Consider the following 18,350-nt stretch of genomic DNA (forward strand, 5'->3'; position numbering starts at 1 on the left):
CCTCTCATCAGCGTCTCCGACGACACCTCCGGGCCCGGTGACACCACCCCCCAGGTCATCTCTTCGACAGGGGGACACAGTCATGCCGGGGCCCGGAGGCCAGCGGCCCTCTTGCAGGACCGCGAAAAACATAACGGGGGCGGCTGCTGACGGGGCCCTGATGTCCCGCGCGCCCTTCTTGATGCGGCCTTGACGGTGGGCGCCTTGTCGTCAGTCGAGGCCGGGGACGAACTGGATCAGCAGGTCGATCGCCTTGATGCCGAGGAACGGGAGGATCAGGCCGCCGAGCCCGTAGACGCGCAGGTTGCGGCGGAGCAGGTCGGTGGCGTTCGCGGGCTGGTAGCGGACGCCGCGCAGGGCCAGCGGGATCAGGGCGACGATGATCAGGGCGTTGAAGATGATCGCGGAGGCGATGGCCGAGGTGGGGCTGTGCAGGCCCATGATGTTGAGGCGGGCTAGGCCGGGGTAGGAGCCGACGAACATCGCGGGGATGATCGCGAAGAACTTGGCGACGTCGTTGGTGATCGAGAAGGTGGTCAACGCTCCACGAGTGATGAGGAGTTGCTTGCCGACCTGGATGATCTCGATCAGCTTGGTGGGGTTGGAGTCGAGGTCGACCATGTTGCCGGCCTCCTTGGCGGCCGGGGTGCCGGTGTTCATCGCGACGCCGACGTCGGCCTGGGCGAGAGCGGGGGCGTCGTTGGTCCCGTCGCCGGTCATCGCGACCATGTTCCCGGCCGCCTGCTCCTGCCTGAGGTAGGCGAGCTTGTCCTCGGGGGTTGCCTCGGCGAGGTAGTCGTCCACTCCGGCCTCCGCGGCGATCGCACGTGCGGTGAGCGGGTTGTCGCCGGTGACCATCACCGTGCGGATGCCCATCCTGCGCAGTTCGGCGAAGCGGTCGGCGATGCCCTCCTTGACGACGTCCTTGAGCTCGATCACGCCCAGCGCCCGGGCGCCGTGCCGGTCGTGGACGGCGACCAGCAGCGGGGTGCCGCCGTCGGCGGAGATCCGGTCGACGACGCCCCTGGCCTCCATCGGCAGCCGCCCGCCGCTGCGCACCACCCAGTGGGCGACAGCGTTGGCGGCGCCCTTGCGGATCAGGCAGGTGGCGCCGTCGGGCCAGGCGAGGTCGACGCCGCTCATCCGGCTCTGCGCGGTGAACGGGACGGTGGTCTGCTCGCCCAGCTCGCCCTCGGCGCGCGGCGGCGTCCAGTACTGGCGGTCGGTCAGCTCGACGACGGAGCGCCCCTCGGGGGTCCCGTCGGCGAGGGAGGCGAGCCGGGCGGCCTCGGCGAGCTGCTCGACGGTGGCGCCGGGGAGGGGGTGCAGCGCGACGGCCCGGCGGTTGCCGTGGGTGATGGTGCCGGTCTTGTCGAGCAGCAGGACGTCGACGTCGCCGGCGGCCTCGACGGCGCGGCCGGAGAGGGCGACGACGTTGCGCTGCACCAGGCGGTCCATGCCCGCGATGCCGATCGCGGAGAGCAGGGCGCCGATGGTGGTCGGGATGAGCGCGACCATCAGGGCGACCAGCACGACGGTGGTCTGCGGCGATCCGGCGTAGATCGCCATCGGCTGGAGCGAGACCACGGAGAGCAGGAAGACGATGGTCAGCGAGGCGAGCAGGATGTTGAGGGCGATCTCGTTCGGTGTCTTCTGCCGGTTCGCGCCCTCGACCAGGGCGATCATCCGGTCGATGAAGCTCTGGCCGGGCCGGGAGGTGATCCGTACGACGAGGTGGTCGGAGAGGACGCGGGTGCCGCCGGTGACGCTGGTGCGGTCGCCGCCGGACTCGCGGATGACGGGCGCCGACTCGCCGGTGATCGCCGACTCGTCGACGGTCGCGACGCCCTCGATCACCTCGCCGTCGCGGGGGATCACCTCACCGGCGGGGACGAGTACGAGGTCGTGCAGGAGCAGGTGCTCGGCGGGGATGGACTCGTGGCGGTGGTCGTGGCCGCCGACCCGCCAGTGCAGGAGACGCCGGGCGGCGGCGCCGGTCTGCGTCTGCCGCAGCGAGTCGGCCTGCGCCTTGCCGCGGCTCTCGGCGACGGCCTCGGCGAGGTTGGCGAAGAGCACGGTGAGCCAGAGCCAGAAGCTGATCACCCAGGCGAACACGCTCGGGTGGACGACCGCGGTGAGCGTGGTGAGGGCGGAGCCGGTCTCGACGACCAGCATGACGGGGTTCTTCGCCATGGTGCGCGGGTGGAGCTTGCGCACCGCTGCGGGCAGGGCTTCCCGGAGCTGGCGGGCGGTGATCAGCCGGCGGCGTCCGGGCTTCGGCGTGCTGGGGCGGTGGCTCGGGTGCGGGGGCGCAGGGTCGGCTCCGGCGGCCTTCTGGCGGCGGAACCAGTCCGGCTTGGGCGGGGCCGGTTCGGTGGTGGTGGCCGGTGGGGTGAGGGCCGAACGGCGCATCAGTTCTGTGACCTTCCGGAGCCGCCACCGGGGGGAGCGGTGACGGCATGTCGGCGATGAGAGGACGAACAGCGACGCCGCACAGCGAAGCACCGGACCTCCACACCCCATGGGTGTCTTGACGCCCGCTTGGCGCGACACGGGACATCCTTGACACGCCTCTGACGCGGGCACCTGACGCCCTGTGGGCCGACCGGGGTCACCGGCTCACGGCCGGGCCCGCCCAGTACACGACCTCGCGCCGGACCGCCCGGAAGCCCGCGGCCTCCGCGAGGGCCCGGCTGGCCTGGTTGGTCTCCGGAGCGGACCACGTCGGGGTCAGGCCGTGGGCGCGGGCGGCGGCGGTGGCCGAGCGGACACAGGTCAGGGCGAGGTCGAGGCGGCGGAAGGCGGGATCGGTCGCCACGGCGATCTCCAGATGCTCCCGGCCGACGAGGTACCCGCAGGCGACCGAGGCCAGATACGGGCCGAGGAACGCGCCCCAGGCGAATCCGCGGTGGCCCCGGCAGCTCCGGGGCGAACCGGGCGGTGGGCGGGAGGGCGGCGGCAGGGGCGGTCACGGAGGCGGGCACCCGTCCAGTACCGCGCGCCGGACGGCCCGGTGGCCGGCCCTTGACGGAAGCCTGGCGGTGATCGGCGCGGCGCTGACGGAACCTTGGCGCGACCCGTGCCGCGGCCGCCCGTGGCACGGTGTCAAGACGGCGTTCGGACCATGGTCGGCTGCGTGAGGATCCCGTCAAGCCGGCGCGGACCGGCGGCCCTCGGCGGCGTCTCGTTCGCGTGGCGCTTCTTGCGCTTGAGCAGGTCGTCCAGAGGGATGCGGCCCTCCAACACGCACATGAGGGTCTCCGCCGTCCATCGTGATGAACGCGGTCCGCCGGTCGTACTCCTTCAACGCGTCGGCGGTGAAGCCGTTGACCGCGATGTAGAGGCCCAGTGCGTTCCTGCCCTTGCGCCGTACCTTGGCGTCGAAGATGTCGACGTGCTCCCGCCCCATCGCCTTCTTCCACCACTTCGCTTCGACGATGTAGTCATCCGTGTCGAAGAAGAACGAGCCGTCGATCTGCTCCGTCTCCAGCACGTACGACAACCGCGGGTCCAGGTCGAAAAGGCGGAACAGCTCGTTGAGGAAGGGCTCGAACAGCAGACCGGCCCTCCTGCGGTCCTCCATCCTGCGGAGCTCGGCGAATCGGTCGTCCAGCGCTACCAGCCGAGCCGCAAATCCCTGACGTGCCTGCGCACTTGCTCGATGGCTGGCGAGCTCGGACGCGAGCCGCTCGCGTTCCTCGGTCAGGCCCTGTTGACGCTCGGTCCATGTCTTCAGGGCCGTTACCGCGTCCTGTGCCTTGGGCAGTAGGGTCGCCGCGTCCTCCTCTGCCGCACTGATGAGGTTACCGAGGCCAGCCGACTGGCGGGGCAGGCTGTCACGAGAAGCGCTGGAGCCTGGACGTCAAAGGCATGCCAGGGATCCGTCAAGGGCTCGTCAGGGCCGGTGAGTGGGCTTGCCGGTCTCCGCCGGGCAGCGTTGGATGGGGGACATGAACCGCTCGACACGCCATCACGACCGTCCGCCGCATACGCGGCCGCAGGTCGTCGCTGTCGCGGTCGCCGCCGTTCGGTAGGTCCGAGCCTCCCCGCTCGGCCGCCGATCGTGCCGCTCAACGCCGTACGCCTCTTCGCCGCCCGTGCGGGGAGGCGTACGCGCGTCTCACCGTTCCACCTCTCTCCGCACCGCCGGCCCCCGCCGAGGGCATGCTCTGCCATGTCCTCGGGGGCCGGCGGTGCCCGCCACCCTTGGATGGGTCATGTCCGACGCTGTTCTGTCCGCCACCGTGCTCGCCGCCCGCACCGCCCTGGTCACCGGCGCCTCCTCCGGCATCGGCTGGGAGAGTGCCCGCCTGCTGGCCGGGCTCGGTGCCACCGTGCTGGTGCACGCCCGCACCACCGCCGAGGCCGAGGACGCCGTCGAGCGGCTGGTCGCCGCCGGCGCGCGCCGCGACCGACTCGTCGGGCTCGCCGCCGACTTCCGCCGGCTCTCGGAGGTTGCCGTGCTGGCCGGCACGGTGGTGAAGCACTACCCGGCACTGGACCTGCTGGTGAACAACGCCGCCGTGATGGCACCCGAGCGCTGCACCCTCACCGATGACGGCAACGAGGTCTCGCTCCAGGTCAACTTCCTCGCCGCGCACCTGCTCACCAAGCTGCTGCGGGCCCCGCTCGCGGCGGCCGGCGGTGCCCGGATCGTCAACGTCTCCTCCTCGCTGCACCGCACCGCCTCGATGAACTGGTCCGACCCGCACCGGGTGAAGCGGTACTCGCGGGTCGCCGCGTACGCGCAGTCGCAGCTCGCGCTCACCATGGCGACCGCCGACATGGCCCCGGCGGGCTCGGGCGTCACCGCCGTCAGCCTCAACCCGGGCCTGTGCGACACCGCGCTGCTCCCGCTGTACGGCCGGGCGGGCGCGCCGGCGGCGGAGGGCGCGGCGGCCGTCGTGCGGCTCTGCCTGCCGGAGGTTCCGCTGCTCAACGGCGAGTACTACGAAGGCGGCGAACTCGCCCCGACGGCCGTGGTCGCCCAGGAGGAGCGCTCGCAGAAGCGCCTCGCCAAGCTCGCCGACCAACTCGTCGGCCAGGTCGCCTGAACCCCGTCCGCCGGAGGAGGAGCGACATGTCCAAGCGTGCCCGTAAGAAGAAGGCCCGGCGGAAGAAGAAGGCCAACCACGGCCGCAAGCCGGGCGGCCGGTAGCCCGGCAACCCCATGACCCACCCGGTACCGCGTGCCACCGGCACCGGGTGACCCTGGCGGCCCCCGGGGGCTCCCGTCCGATGTGCCGGACGGGCAGTCCCCCCGGGGGCCGCCGCATTCCAGGGGCCGTCAAGATGCCGTCAAGACTTCATCGGCCGCCCCGGCGAAGAAGTCACCCAAGCCCGCAACGACTGGGAAACCGGCACCCGCTTCGGCGAGGTCCACGGCTACGACGGCCCCCGCCTCCACGCCCCCGAACTCCCGGCCCTACCCCTCAAGGCCCGCGGTCGGGTGCGCTGACCTGGGGAGATGCTGGAATGGTGCGCGCAGACAGGGCTGCGACAGCATCCGGTGTGCCAGTCCTGTCGCCGCGGGCGGATGGATGTGGACGGCGGTCTTCGAATCTCATTTCCTACTGGTTGAGCTCGTAGAGGTTGAGGCCGCCGACGATGTCCCCTCCGTCCACCCAGAAGGCGCCCCAGTTGCCGTACCTGTCGTACGCGTAGATCTCCGGGGCGAACCACTCCCTCCACGTGTCCAGCGGCCCGTTCGGAAGGTGCCATCCGTTGCCGCCGGTGGTGGAGTGCACCCAGGTGAAGCACAGGTACTGATCGGGGTTGTCCCGGTTGTAGATCTTCGCGTAGTCCCACCACTTGTTGCCGTCGGGGAAGTTGACGACCTGCGCTTCGCTGCGCCCGTCGTTGTCGAAGTAGTAGGCGGAACCGTGCGGCTCGTGGTACCAGACGTAGCCGCCGTAGAAGTTCTTGTGATGGTTGTCGGGGGTGATGTTGCAGGCGAAGAACCCGTCGTAGCCGGACCCGCTGAAGTAGTTGCTCACCGAGAACGTGACGAAGTAGTTGTCCGGGGATCGCAAGGAAAGGTAGTAGTTCCAGGCGTTCGTCGTCACGTACTTCGTGTCGTCGCCGTATTTGGTCGACGTTCGCGAGTAGTCCCAGGTGACGTCCGCCAGCGTGTACGTCACGGCCTTCCGCGGATTGAGCCTGACCTTCGCCTGGTGCGTTCCGTTCAAGGAGCTCTTGATGATGTGGTCGCTGTCGGTCTTGACCTGGACGCCGATCGACTTCGGGCTCACTCCGGGGGCGCAGTACACGTAGAACGTGACCAGCTGGGTTCCGTCGTCGTCGAACGAGGCTTCGGCGCGCTCACCGGACAGGCCGGGGGCGGCGGTGAAGGCGTTGGTGGTGTCCGTGTAGCACCAGTCCGATGTGCCGTTCCAGTTGAGTGTCGACTCGGTGACGTAGTCGATCAGCCACAGGCGGTCGAGCAGGTGGGCGGAGTCGACCTCGACGGGATCCCCGTCGCCGTCGGTCGGCGCGATACTGATGATCACGCCGATCCTGTTCCGCCCGTTCGCGTAGATGTCGCACGTCTCGTCTCCGCTCACGAGGATGATCGAGAGCTTCGACACGCTGGTCCATGTCGACATGCGTGGTCTCCTTCGTTCGTCCGAGATGGTGCGGCGGCGGTGCGGCAGGGTCTCAGAGCGCCGTGTGGAATTCGGCGAAACGTGGCGAGTACGAGTAGCCGGCGTCCAGGCCGAGGAACTCCCGGACGGCGTCGTCGTTGCGGCTGCAGCAGAAGCCCACGATGATTTCGTGACTGGAGTCGCCCCGCAGGATCTCCCCGATCCGGTCGAACGACAGGCGGGGCGTGTTGTGCACGTACACGTTCGGCGACCAGAGGCTCTCCTGCCCCGTGGCGGCGTGCGGCCTGCCGCCGACGTCCTGGTGGTAGAACTCCGCTTTCACTTCCGCGCCGGTGCGCTCCCCGAGCTCGGCGCCGTGTGTTCCGCTGAGAATGTCGACCTTTTTGCCGCGCGCCGCCGCGTTCAGGGCAGCCCTCCTGACCATGACTCCGTCGACCTCGCCTTCGCTGACCCAGACCCTCGCACCGTTGCGGTTCTCGATGACGAACATGTCCCAGGGGGTCTTGTCCGGTAGGACGACCGGCAGGCCGTGGAGCTCGGGATCGGTCTTCGCGAGCTTCAGACCGAGCGTGGCCTTCCTCTTCGCCGGCCCTCCGAATCCGCGTGCGGCCTCCTCGGCGAAGCCCGGGGCGCGCTCGGCCCCGAGGCGGGCCAGGCGCGCGCCGCCTTCGGCCAGCCCGGCCGCCCCGGTGCCGAGCGAGACCCAGCCGAGGACGGCCGAGGCCTTGGGGGAGGCGGTTTCGAGGGCACCGCCCGCGATGGCGGTGACGTCGGAGGCGACGCCGAGCGTGCCGACGACCAGGGTGGTGGCGGAGGCGGCGCTGATCGCGGCCATCACCCCGCCGGCGGCGACGATGGCCATGCCGCCGGTGACGGCGGCCAGGGCGAGGCCCGCGATGCCCAGGCCGATGCCGAGCCAGGCCTGCCAGCTCAGGTGGCCCGACGGGTCGACCCGGTTGACGGGGTCGCCCGCGCAGTACGCGTAGGGGTTGACGCCGCCCGCACCGAAGGGGCTCAGGGCGTCGGGGGTGGTGAACCGCAGGAGGACGGGATCGTAGGCGCGGGCCCCGTTGCCGAGGTGGTACCAGCCGGTCATCGGGTCGCTCCGCTGGCCGGTGAAGCCCAGCAGGCTGTCGGCGCCGCCCACCGGCCGTTCGCCGTAAGGGGTGCGGGCGTACGGTTCCTGGCCCTCGGCGCCGGCCGCCAGGTGGACGGTACCGGCGCCGTCCGTCGTGAGCAGCCGGGTGCGCCCGTCGCGGGACTGGGCCACGTAGGCGCCGTTGCCGAGTTGCAGGAGGCGGGCGGGCCGGCCGTCCTCGGTGACGGCGGCGAGGGATTCGCCTCGGTAGTGGAGGACGGTGGTGCGGCCGTCGGTCCGCTGGGTGAGCAGCCGGTTGAGCGGGTCGTAGCCGTACTCGTTCGCCGGGCCCGTCGAGCGCAGGCGGCCGAGCGGGTCGTAGGCGAGCGTGCGCCCGGCCCGGTCCGTGATCAGGCGCCCGGCCGCGTCGTAGGCCAGGGTGATCCGGGGCGGGTGGGTGCCGCCGGTGTGGGTGATGCCGGTGAGCTGGCACGGGTCGGACGGGTTCTCGTACAGGTAGGTCGCGGTGTCGGAGCCGTCGGCGTACTGCGACCGGCACCGGGTGACGTTGCCGAAGGCGTCGTGGTCGAAGGTCTGCGCGGTGATCCCGTTGCCCTGGGCGTCGGTCGGAGGCGTCGATCCGGCGCAGGTGTAGGCGGTGAGCCGGTTGCGGCCGTCGTAGCCGAAGGTCTCGTCGCGCAGCAGCGTCGTGCCGGAGGTGGACGTCCTGCGGGCGAGGAGGCCGTTGTCCAGCCACTGCTGGGTGAGCGACCAGGTGCGGCCCCGGCTGTCCCGGGTCGAGCGCGTCACCTCGCGGCCGAAGTCGTCCAGCGTGAGCGTGGTGGTCAGGGTGTACCCGGACTGCGGGTCGCTGACGGTCCACGAGGTCGGGCGGCCGTCGGAGCCGTAGCCCAGCGACACGCCCATCGCCGGGTCGGTGATGGCGGTGATCCGGCCGAAGGTGTCCCGCAGGGTCTGCCGGGCGGTGCCGTCCACTCCGGTGTAGCCGGTTTCCAGGCCGCCGGGCGTGAAGGTCCATCGCGCGGTGACGCCGGGACCGCCTGATTGGGTGGTGGTCTCGGTGCGGGGCAGGCCGGCGGGGGTGTAGTCGCGCGTCACCGTGACGTCGGCCTCCTGCGCGCTCGTCAGGAAGCCGGAGACGGGGTCGTGCCCGAGGCTCTGGGTGAGGGAGTCGGCCTGGACCCGGGAGACGGCGTTGCCGAGTTGGGGGACGAAGGCGTAGGTGATCTGCCGCTGGTCGGGGGTGGTGACCTGGGTGGGGAGGGGGTCGCTGTCGTGGGCGTACCGGTAGGACCAGGTGCGTCCGCCGGAGCTGGTGCCGGTCAGTCGTCCCAGGCCGTCGAAGGCCTGTGCGCCGTAGGGGATTCCGGCCACGGTGAGTGTCGTGGCGAGGCCGCCGGAGGAGAACGGTGCGTAGGCGCGCGTGACGGCCGTGCCGTCGGGCAGGGTGGTGCGGGTGAGCCGGCCGCGCATGTCGTAGTCGTACTGCGTGGTGTTCCCCAGCTCGTCGGTCTCGCGGCGCAGCCGGCCCCGGCCGTCGTGCTCCAGTGTGCGCCGGCCGGAGGGGGCGCCCTTGAGGTCGAACCGCTCCGTCGCCACCGGCTCGCCCCGCGTGTTGAAGGTGGTCACCCCCGTTCCGGACACCGGGCTTCCGCCGCCCAGTTGCTGGACCGTGGCCGTCAGCGAGACCGGGTCGATCCGGGTGAGCCGGCCGGTGCCGTCGTCGCAGGCGATTGCCGACAGCCGGCCCCAGTCGTCGTAGGACAGGGTCCGGGTCAGCTCGGCTGCTCTGCCGCCGCCGTCGGGCAGGTGGTCTGTCACCGACTCCGATGCCGTGCGGCCCAGTTCGTCGTAGCTCACGCGCTGGACGACCTGCCAGGTGCCGTCGCCGCCGGTGTGCCGGCGCTCGCCGACGACCGGCCGCCCCGCGCCGTCGAAGCTGACGCGCCGCTGGTTGCCCAGCGGGTCCGTGGATGTCGTGACGAACGGGGCGGAGGTCCCCACCTCGTAGGTGTGGGTCTCGGTCGCCTCGTACGGGGTGCCCGGGTGGGTGGTGCGGGTCAGCATGCGGCCCAGGCCGTCGTAGCTCGTGGTCACGGTGTTGCCCTGCGGATCGGTGGCCGACCACAGGCGCCCGGTGAAACGCGATCGTCGCTGCGAGCGCATCGTCGTCAACCGGTCGTGGGTGGTCAGACGGTGCGTCTGGACCAGCGCCTCACCGTCCGTCCGGAAGGTGAAGGCGTGGGACGCGGTGTAGGAGTCGCCGCCCTCGCCGTCCGGGAACTCGACCTCGGCCAGCGCGGTGATGCGGCCGAACTCCGCGCCCGAGGTGCCGTAGGCGAGGTCCTCCCTCCGCAGGAGCCGGCCGTCGGCGTACTGCCGTTCCGAGGACTTCACCACCGCGGTGGGCACCCGCGCGTCCGGTGTCGCGTACGAGGTGTAGGAGTAGGACGTCCTGACGGCGGGTGCGTCGAACCCGGTGCCCGGCGGCGTGTGCGTGACGGCCCTGAGCCACCGGGTGAATCCGTGGGGATCGGGCGGGCAGTCCGATCCGCTGCCGCCCGTGGGGTAGAACTCCCAGTCGGTCCGGGTCCCGTCGGGATCGGTGCGGCTGCGCGGGTTGCCGGCGTCGTCGAAGTCGGTCTGTGTGACCTCGTCGCGTGATCGGCCGTCCGGGTCGGTCCAGGTGACGGTGCGGGTCTTCGGGAGCTGGAAGCGGTCGTCCTGCTGCTCGAACCGCCGGCCGACGACCGCGTGGTAGTCGGTGCGAACCTGCCGGGAACAGCCGTTGCGGCTTGTCGTCTCGTCCGTCTGCAGGTGGTAGGTGTTGAAGGTGCGGGTGGTCCTCGTGGTGCGGCCCCCGGTGGTGACCGACTCGGTGGAACCGTAGGTGTAGCCGGTCAGGACCCCGTAGAGACTGTCGAGGTCGGAATTCCAGGCAGCACCGGAGCGGCCGCCGAGGAAGTTGTTGTCGGTGTAGCTGTAGTCCACCTCGGTCTGCGGCTGGTCGCCGCCCGGTCTGCGGACGTACCGCGTCACGTAGGGCAGGGCCGGCAGTCCGGCGGAGTCCGGGAACCGGTGACCCGTCCCGCCCTGGGAGTAGGAGACGGTCTCGGACATTCCGCCGGGCATGCCGACCCGGGTGATCCAGGAACCCCACGCCCCCTGCCGTCCCACCGGTTCGGAGCTGAAGCTCCATACCAGCGGCGCGTCCGCGCCGAGCCCGAAGTGGTGCACGCTCGACAACAGGCCGTCCTGGAAGCGCAGTTCCACGCGGTACCCCTCGGAGTGCCCCGGCAGCACCGTCAGGGTGGCCTTGGCGCTCCCGGTGTAGTCCACGGTCAGCAGGGTGTCGTTCTCGTCGTTCACCGCCTTGAGGCGCGGCACCGAGCCGTGGCCGAAGTCCCAGGTCAGGCCGAGGGCGTGCCCGGCGGGCGTCAGCAGCGTGGTGGGCACCTTGAGGCCGAACGCGTTCCGCGGCCCGGTGAGGATCTCCACGTCGCCGGACTTGTGCACCAGGCGGTACGCGTCCCGGTCCTTGGTGACGCGCACCGTGTCCAGCTTCTTCTGCCTCAGGACGACCGTGCTGTCGGTCTCCTGGACCTTGTACTGCTCTCCGGAGGCCAGGACCAGCAGCCGGTTGTCCCGGTCGTAGGCGGTCAACCCCAGCGAGACGCCCCGCCCCAGGCCCGCATCGGTGCCGTTGAGCGGTGAGTAGCCCAGTACCAGCGGCAGCGACGGCCCGAGATTGCGGTTGCCGACCAGATTCCCCAACGAGATCCGCACGTTGAACAATCCGGTCCGCGGATCCACACCCCCCGCGACCGCACTCCCGAAGTTTCCGGCCTGTGAGTAGAACGACGGCGGTGAACTCATGAAGAACACTTCCGGCAGAGGCGGACAGGGCGGACAGGGCGGAACGGGCAGACAGGGCCCTGGCGCCGGCCCCCTCAACCTCTCACCAGACTGACGGCTCCGATGCTCGCGTGTGGTGCGGACACGCAGAATGGCTGATTCCCTTACAGGACAACAGACTTGAGGGGACCAAGGGGCCATCGGGGCCCGCGGGCAGGGCGGCGGTCCTGCCGGACCGGACCCGTACCCGTACCCGTACCCGGACCCGGGTCAGGTCTGCGAGGCTGCCTCCGGGCCCGGTCCGGGCGTGAACCGTACTCGCGTGACGGCGTCGTGGAGGGCCTGTGGGTCGTCCGCGTGCAGCCTGATCACCGTCACGAGGCGGGGTGCGCCGAGGAAGGTCGGTGCGTCGACCGGTTCGGTGAGTTCGAGTGTGACGGAGGTCTGTGAGGCGATGGGGAGGTTGAGTTCGCCGTCCTTCTTCTCGTGGGTGAAGCGGGTGTCGCGGCGGACGGAGGCGATCCGGTCGAGGGGGAGGCGGATGTCGACGCCGGCCGCCTGCCGGATCCGCAGGGTGCGGCCGGCGAGGACGTGCGGCCGGGTGCGGGAGGCGGCGTGCAGCCCGAGGACGAACAACACGGTGTAGACGTCGACCACCAGGAGGACGGCGTGGAGGACGGGTAGGCCGGCGAGGAGGAGGGACAGGGCGCCGGTCTCGACCACACAGGCGAAGGTGAGGGCGTACATGGTCGTGGCCTGGTCCCGGCCGTGGGTGAAGACCGCGTCGGCTCCGTCGGTGCCGTGCGGCCGGCGGGTGACCCACCGGACCAGGCTCTCCATGACACGTCGCTCGTGTGCGAGGACGCGCAGCACGGGTACCGGAACGATCCGTGGGCGCTTCGGTGGCGCGGTGCCGGCGGGCTGCGGCCGGGGCGCCGGGGGCGTGGAGGTCATGCGGACTCTCCCTGTCGTCGCTTGAGGAGTCCGAGCGCGCGGCGCACGGCCGCGGCCTGGGCCGGGGCCAGGTCCTCGTAGAGGGCCCCGGCCGGGCCCCACGCGCCTGCGCCGGGAACGTGCGCCGCCAGACTGTCGGGCAGAAGAGCCGCCAACGCTTCGGCCGCCCGTGCCACCTGCGGACTGTCCGGCGCCTGACCGACGAGGTCGTCCAGCAGGCCGTAGACCTGTCCCGCGTGCTCGGACATCTCCTGCAGCGCCGCCATCAGCGACACCCGCCGTTCCTCCGGGGTCGCGGCGTCGAGGAACGCCAGGTGCTCGCGGTCCTTCACGGCCGCGGGCGAGTCATCGGTGCCGCCGAGCGAGGCCAGCAGACCGGCGAGCTCCGGCGAGACCGGTCCCCCGGGGAGCAGGGACCCCTCCTGCGCCTGAACCAGCAGCGCGGCCAGCCGCGACCGTCGCTCCCGCAGGAGGGCCTCCTGCCGTGCCAGGTCGGCGTCCAGCTCCTCCAGGACCTCTCTCAGGTCATGGCCTTCGGCGTCCGCCAGGACGTCCCTGACCTCGTCGAGTCCGACTCCGAGCTCGGTCAGCCGACGGATCCGGGCGAGCAGGACGGCGTCCCGTATGCCGTACTCGCGGTACCCGTTGCTGCGTCTCAGGGGTTCGGGCAGCAGCCCCAGATGGTGGTAGTGCCGTACGGCCCGCGGGGTGACCCCGACCAGCGCCGCGACTTCGCCGATTCTCATGAACCCAGTGAAAACCATGACGTTGCGGCAAGGTCAAGGACAGGCGCGCCTGCCCCCGACCCGGCCGCGTCGGTCCGTCGGCGAACTCTTCCGTTCGTCCCGACGATTCCGGCCTTTGGTTCGACGAGCCGCTCAGGAGAAGGACCGGCCCGGAGAATCACATGATCGACCGGACGGATCCTCAGGCCCTCTCGTGCCGCCTCAGCCATTCCGAGATCGCCCGGTTCGTCTCGACCGGCTTCTCCTGCTGGATCCAGTGGCCGCAGTCCAGGCTGACCACGTCCACCTGGGGCACGAACTCGGCCAGGTTCTCGGACCTGCGCACCGTGTCCCGGTCGCCGTAGATCATGAGTGTGGGCTGCCGGACGATCGGGTCCACGTCCGCCAGCAAGCGCCAGTTGCGGTCGAGGTTCCGGTACCAGTTCACACTGCCCGTGAACCCCGCCGATTCGAAGGCGGAGACGAAGACAGCCAGTTCGCCGTCGCTCATCACGGGCTCACCGAGCGGCTTCTCCGCCCTGGCGAGATCGATCAGTGCCATACCCGGCCGAGGCTCCCTGGGGGGCTCGTTCTTCCGGTAGATGTTGCGAAGGAACTGGAAGGTGTTCTCTTCGAACACGGCGTCCGCGACGCCCGGCTGCCGATTGAAGTGGACGAAATAGAAGTCGCCGCCGAGTACCTCCTCCATGGACTCGATCCAGGGCCTTTCTCCGCGCTCCTGGTAGGGCAGGCTCAGGTTGATCACCTTGTTCACACGGTCCGGATGCAGCAGGGCCAGTCCCCAGACGACCATGGCACCCCAGTCATGACCGACAAAGGTGGCGTCCTCGTACCCGTAGTGATCGAGAAGTCCGACGAGATCACCCGACAGGTGCGCAAGGTCGTAGTCCGTGACGTCGGCCGGGCGGGACGAATTGCCGTAACCCCGCTGGTTCGGGACGATGACGTGGTATCCCTCTGCGACGAGGGCGGGCACCTGGTGGCGCCAGGAAAAGGCGTGCTCCGGCCAGCCGTGGCAGAGCACGATGGGCTTTCCGGCATTCTGTCGACCTGCTTCGAAAACTTCGAGCTCCACGCCGTTGACCGGAACAACGGTGGGCTCGGGGAAATCAGCTGGATTGAACACTGAATTTCTTCCTCATCTTTTCGGGATTCGGGACGATCAGGCGGCGAAGGGTCCCGACGACGGCGTCGGCGCAGCCCCGGCAGGCCAGGGGCCGACACGGTCGCGGGTGGTGCGACTCGCCCGTGAGGCCATGTCGCCATCCTGCCGACGAACCCGGTCACCCCATGACCGGTTTTGTGTGGAAGTGTTGCCGGCGTGCGATCCGACCGGCTGGTGGCCGTCCTTCTCCTGCTGCAACGGCGCGAGCAGGTGACCGCGGCGGAGGTCGCCCGAGAGCTGGAGGTGTCCGAGCGCACCGCCCGCCGCGACCTCGATGCCCTGGCCACGGCCGGGGTGCCCGTGTACTCCGTGCAGGGCCGGGGCGGCGGCTGGCGCCTCGTGGGCGGCGCCCGCACCGACCTGTCCGGGTTGACCGCGGGTGAGGCCCGTGCGCTGTTCCTGGTCGCAGGCCAGGCCTCGGCCGCGACGCCGGCCGTGAGAGCGGCTCTGCGCAAGCTCGTCCACGCTCTGCCGGAGCCCTTCCGGGTGCAGGCCGAGGCCGCGGCGTCGTCGCTGGTCATGGACCCGCAACGATGGGGGTCGAGCCCGGTCGAGCACCGGCCGGCCCGCTTCCTCGACGAGCTCCAGGACGCGGTGATCCGAGGCGTCCAGGTGCGGCTCGGGTACGTCGACGGCAAGGGCGCCGAATCCGCGAGGACCGTCCACCCGCTGGGCATCGTGGCCAAAGGTCCGTCGTGGTACCTCGTCGCCGACACCGGGGCCGGCCGGCGGACCTTCCGGATCGACCGCGTGTCCTCCGTCGACCCGACCGGCGATCCCGCGCGGCGACCCGCGGACTTCGACCTCGCCGCGAGCTGGCGCGAGATCGCCGACGAGGTCGACCGCAGGCGGACGCCCCTGGAGATCCAGGCGGTGTGCGCGCCCGACGGGATGGGCCTGCTCCGAATGATGCTCGGCCCTCGGCTCGTCGTGGGAGGTTCCACGACCGACGGCCGCGTCGAGGTCGTGATCCGCGGCTACAACGAGTACGCGCTCGCCGGCGAGCTCGCCGGACTGGTCGAATGGCTCGACGTGACCGGCCCTCCGGGTGTGCGGGACCGCCTGGCCTCGATCGGCAGCGCGCTCGTCGAGCGGTACGGCTGAGACCCTGATGCGGCGCCGGCCGGCGGGCGGTACCGACTCGTACGGCTCGGACAGAATCCCGGCCTACCCGCCCCAGCCTGCTGCGGCAGGCTTCAGGTGCCCATGATCCTCGCGAAGGTCGCCGGATCGGCGTCGAATCCGTAGACCCCGGGCCGGAATCCCCAGACCCCTGAGCTCTCCCGGACGAACTCCGCGACCCTCGCCGCCGTGGCCTCACCGGTGCCGGAGAAGTCCACGACCGCGAACTCGTCGCGCCCGTTCCGGATCTTCAGCACGGGGTTCGCTATGTCCCCGAACGTCAGCCGGCCGGCGTTCTGCTGGATGGCGACGCCCACGACAACCCGGCGGTAGCGGTCCGCCAGACGGTCGAGCTCCAGGACCAGGCGCTCGTCGACGCCGAGGCCCTTGCCGTCGCGGCTGTCCCTGGTGAGTGTGATGGTGCCGTCGGGAGCGCGGCTGTCGAAGTGGACCAGGTAGGAGGGGGCGACGGACGGGGCGTCGGCGGTGTACGTCGCGGCGACGAGGTCCAGATCGTGACGTGCCGAGCCGGCTGGGCTCGGATCCCACAACAGGCCTACTTCGATCCGCTCCAGACCCTTGTTGAGACTGCTCACCGGACTCTCCCTTCGTCGTCACACCGACCCACGGCGCCATGGAGTACCCACCCGATGGTGGGCAACGACAGTGTACTGACATGTGATTGACAGGAAGTGAGCTTCGCACGGGCGAACCTCGGGCCCGGCTGACCGTCCGACCCGCGCGGACCCGGCCCAGGGGCAGGGCCTCCGCGTGGTCGGGCGGCGAGGCGGAGGCCGAGGAGCCGGGCGGCGCGGCCGACGGAGCCGGGCACGAGGTGTCGGTAGATCTCGAAGGCAGCTCCGGCCCGGACCACCGCGGTGCCGGTCGCCGCCCACGGGCCGAATCCGACCGCGGGTCCGGCGTTGCGGTCGCGGGCGGCGCGCAGCCGCTCCACGGATCCCGCGACGGCCCGACGGCCCGACGGCCCCGGGGAGCAGGGAGCGCCCGGCGGATCACCCGCCGCGGCGACGGCCCGCAGGTGCGGTCTGCCGTTCCGGATGCGGCGGGCCGAGTTTGGCGGTGCCATGGAGAGACGCTGTCGGGCGCCTGATCCTTCCGCCGTGAAAAGAGGCCAGCTCCCGTGACCGAGGATCCCGCCGCCGGCGAACACGCCCGTCCTGCCCGGTCGGGCGCCGGCTCACGCATGCTGGCACCACTCGCGCTGGCGCAGTTCATCTGCAGCTTCGCGGGCTCCAACATGAACGTGATGATCAACGACATCAGCCACGACCTGGACACCACCGTGCAGGGTGTGCAGGTCGCGATCACGGTGTTCCTGCTCGTCATGGCCGCGTTGATGATCCCGGGTGGCAAGGCGACCGACCGGTTCGGCCGCAAGCGCTGCTTCCTCGCGGGCCTCACGGTCTACGGCGTCGGCGCGCTCCTCAGTGCGGTAGCCCCCGGACTCGGCGTGCTGATCCTCGGCAACTCGCTCCTCGAAGGCGTCGGCACCGCCCTGCTCATTCCCCCCGTCTACATCCTCACCACGCTGCTGTACCCCGACCTGACCTCCCGCGCCCGTGCGTTCGGGGTCATCATGGCGGCCGGCGGCGTCGGTGCGGCCGCGGGCCCGCTGATCGGCGGCCTGATCACCTCCGCGATCAGCTGGCGCGCCGCGTTCGTCTTCCAGGCCCTGGTGGTCGCGGTGATCATCGCACTGAGCCGAAACATCGCCGACCCGCTCCCCGCCGACCCCGATCGCCACTTCGACGTGCGCGGCGCCGTCCTGTCCGCGGGCGGGCTGGTCCTGATCGTCACGGGCATCCTCGCCGCCGACGACAACCTGTGGCTGACTCTCGGCCTGATCACCGCCGGCGCCCTCGTCCTGGGCTGGTTCCTGCACTGGATCCGCGGCGAGGAGCGCGCCGGGGTGGAACCACTGCTGTCCACCAGCCTCTTCCGCAACCGCACAGCCAACCTCGGCCTGGTGACCCAGAACGCCCAGTGGCTGCTCCTCATGGGCACCTCGTTCACCGTCGCCACCTACCTGCAGGTCGTCCGCGGCTACGACGCAATCGAGACCGGCGTCATCTTCACCGCCGCCACCCTCGGCGTGCTCGCCTCCTCCCTCGCCGCGGAACGCCTCGCCAGGCGCTTCCCCCAACGGACCCTGATCATCAGCGGGTTCGCCCTCGCCGTGTTCGGCATCGCCCTCCTGCTGGCCCTGGTCGCCGGCCGACCCGGCGCCTGGGCGTTCGCCCCCGGGCTGCTGCTGATCGGCCTCGGCCTCGGCGTCATGCTCACCCCCTCCGTGAACATGGTCCAGTCCGCCTTCCCCGAGGACCAGCAGGGCGAGATCTCCGGCCTGTCCCGGAGCATCTCCAACCTCGGCTCCTCCTTCGGTACCGCCGTCGCAGGCACCATCCTCGTCGCCAACCTCACCCAGAACGCCTACGCCGCCGCCATGGCCGCGCTCGCCCTCGCCGCCCTCATCGGCCTTGCCGCAGCCGTCCGGCTCCCCCGCACCGCTCCCACCGCACCGACCCGGGCCGGGACCCGGCCCCGACCGTGACTCCGGCGGGGTACCACCCACCTGCTGGTCGAACCAGTCGTAGGTGTCGGCTGTGAGCTGCTCGTAGGAGGTGCCGCCCGGGACCTTCCAGGACACCAGGTTGCCGGTGTTGATGTCTCCGGAGGTGCCGCCCGCGGTACTGGTGTTGGTCGGGTTGAACTGCCAGTACAGGCGGGCCGACAGGACCTCCGCCCCGGCCGGGATCACCAGCTGCGCGGAGGACGCGTTGTCA

The 18,350-nt window shown here is 70.9% G+C and carries 12 protein-coding genes and 1 pseudogene; 4 read left to right on the plus strand and 9 right to left on the minus strand.

All coding sequences use genetic code 11. From position 1 onward, the window contains the following. Positions 1-210: 210 nt before the first annotated feature. The 3 genes from kdpB to PUR61_RS02830 form a co-directional block, all read right to left on the minus strand. Positions 211-2,412, minus strand: a complete 2,202-nt coding sequence (kdpB, locus tag PUR61_RS02820; protein ID WP_329875248.1) for a potassium-transporting ATPase subunit KdpB — start codon at positions 2,410-2,412, stop codon at positions 211-213. A 199-nt stretch (positions 2,413-2,611) separates the two neighbouring features. Beyond that, on the minus strand, positions 2,612-2,962 hold the full coding sequence (locus PUR61_RS02825) for a GNAT family N-acetyltransferase (RefSeq protein WP_329875290.1): 351 nt from the start codon (positions 2,960-2,962) through the stop codon (positions 2,612-2,614). 186 nt (positions 2,963-3,148) lie between these two features. Beyond that, positions 3,149-3,583, minus strand: coding sequence for a restriction endonuclease (locus PUR61_RS02830; protein WP_329875250.1), 435 nt, complete (start codon positions 3,581-3,583; stop codon positions 3,149-3,151). A 634-nt stretch (positions 3,584-4,217) separates the two neighbouring features. Between PUR61_RS02830 and PUR61_RS02835 the strand changes: the two genes are divergently transcribed. Next, positions 4,218-5,054 carry an SDR family NAD(P)-dependent oxidoreductase gene (locus tag PUR61_RS02835; protein WP_329875252.1) on the plus strand — a complete coding sequence of 279 codons (837 nt, stop codon included), beginning with the start codon at positions 4,218-4,220 and terminating at the stop codon, positions 5,052-5,054. Positions 5,055-5,302: 248 nt separating this feature from the next. After that, a pseudogene (locus tag PUR61_RS02840) lies at positions 5,303-5,458 on the plus strand (pirin family protein); the annotation flags it as partial. A 112-nt stretch (positions 5,459-5,570) separates the two neighbouring features. Here the strand turns inward: PUR61_RS02840 and PUR61_RS02845 are convergent. The 5 genes from PUR61_RS02845 to PUR61_RS02865 form a co-directional block, all read right to left on the minus strand. Beyond that, entirely contained in the window at positions 5,571-6,605 is a 1,035-nt protein-coding gene (locus tag PUR61_RS02845; RefSeq protein ID WP_329875254.1) for a hypothetical protein, read from the minus strand. Positions 6,606-6,657: 52 nt separating this feature from the next. After that, entirely contained in the window at positions 6,658-11,490 is a 4,833-nt protein-coding gene (locus PUR61_RS02850; RefSeq protein ID WP_329875256.1) for an RHS repeat-associated core domain-containing protein, read from the minus strand. 339 nt (positions 11,491-11,829) lie between these two features. Then, a complete protein-coding gene (locus tag PUR61_RS02855) occupies positions 11,830-12,513 on the minus strand; it encodes a hypothetical protein (RefSeq protein WP_329875258.1) in 684 nt (227 codons plus the stop codon). Then, positions 12,510-13,259, minus strand: a complete 750-nt coding sequence (locus PUR61_RS02860; RefSeq protein WP_329875260.1) for a MerR family transcriptional regulator — start codon at positions 13,257-13,259, stop codon at positions 12,510-12,512. Before PUR61_RS02860 ends, PUR61_RS02855 begins: the two co-directional genes overlap by 4 nt. A gap of 181 nt (positions 13,260-13,440) precedes the next feature. Beyond that, positions 13,441-14,385, minus strand: a complete 945-nt coding sequence (locus PUR61_RS02865) for an alpha/beta fold hydrolase (protein ID WP_329875262.1) — start codon at positions 14,383-14,385, stop codon at positions 13,441-13,443. Positions 14,386-14,580: 195 nt separating this feature from the next. On the opposite strand from PUR61_RS02865, the gene PUR61_RS02870 reads away from it, so the two are divergent. Continuing rightward, complete coding sequence (locus PUR61_RS02870; protein WP_329875264.1) at positions 14,581-15,528, plus strand: helix-turn-helix transcriptional regulator; 948 nt, start codon at positions 14,581-14,583, stop codon at positions 15,526-15,528. Between the two features lie 92 nt (positions 15,529-15,620). Here the strand turns inward: PUR61_RS02870 and PUR61_RS02875 are convergent, their stop codons facing one another. Next, positions 15,621-16,142, minus strand: coding sequence for a TerD family protein (locus PUR61_RS02875; protein WP_329875266.1), 522 nt, complete (start codon positions 16,140-16,142; stop codon positions 15,621-15,623). Between the two features lie 545 nt (positions 16,143-16,687). Here PUR61_RS02875 and PUR61_RS02880 point away from each other — a divergent pair. Then, the gene (locus PUR61_RS02880) at positions 16,688-18,118 is read left to right on the plus strand and encodes an MFS transporter (protein ID WP_443034629.1); all 1,431 of its coding nucleotides are present in this window, start codon (positions 16,688-16,690) and stop codon (positions 18,116-18,118) included. Positions 18,119-18,350: the final 232 nt, after the last annotated feature.

The sequence above is a fragment of the Streptomyces sp. BE20 genome (genome assembly GCF_036322525.1).
GTDB lineage: Bacteria > Actinomycetota > Actinomycetes > Streptomycetales > Streptomycetaceae > Kitasatospora.

Coding starts and splice junctions, on each gene's coding strand:
- PUR61_RS02830 (WP_329875250.1), bottom strand. CDS start 3,583: ATGGAGGACCGCAGGAGGGCCGGTCTGCTGTTCGAGCCCTTCCTCAAC.
- PUR61_RS02860 (WP_329875260.1), bottom strand. CDS start 13,259: ATGAGAATCGGCGAAGTCGCGGCGCTGGTCGGGGTCACCCCGCGGGCC.
- PUR61_RS02845 (WP_329875254.1), bottom strand. CDS start 6,605: ATGTCGACATGGACCAGCGTGTCGAAGCTCTCGATCATCCTCGTGAGC.
- kdpB (WP_329875248.1), bottom strand. CDS start 2,412: ATGCGCCGTTCGGCCCTCACCCCACCGGCCACCACCACCGAACCGGCC.
- PUR61_RS02835 (WP_329875252.1), top strand. CDS start 4,218: ATGTCCGACGCTGTTCTGTCCGCCACCGTGCTCGCCGCCCGCACCGCC.
- PUR61_RS02855 (WP_329875258.1), bottom strand. CDS start 12,513: ATGACCTCCACGCCCCCGGCGCCCCGGCCGCAGCCCGCCGGCACCGCG.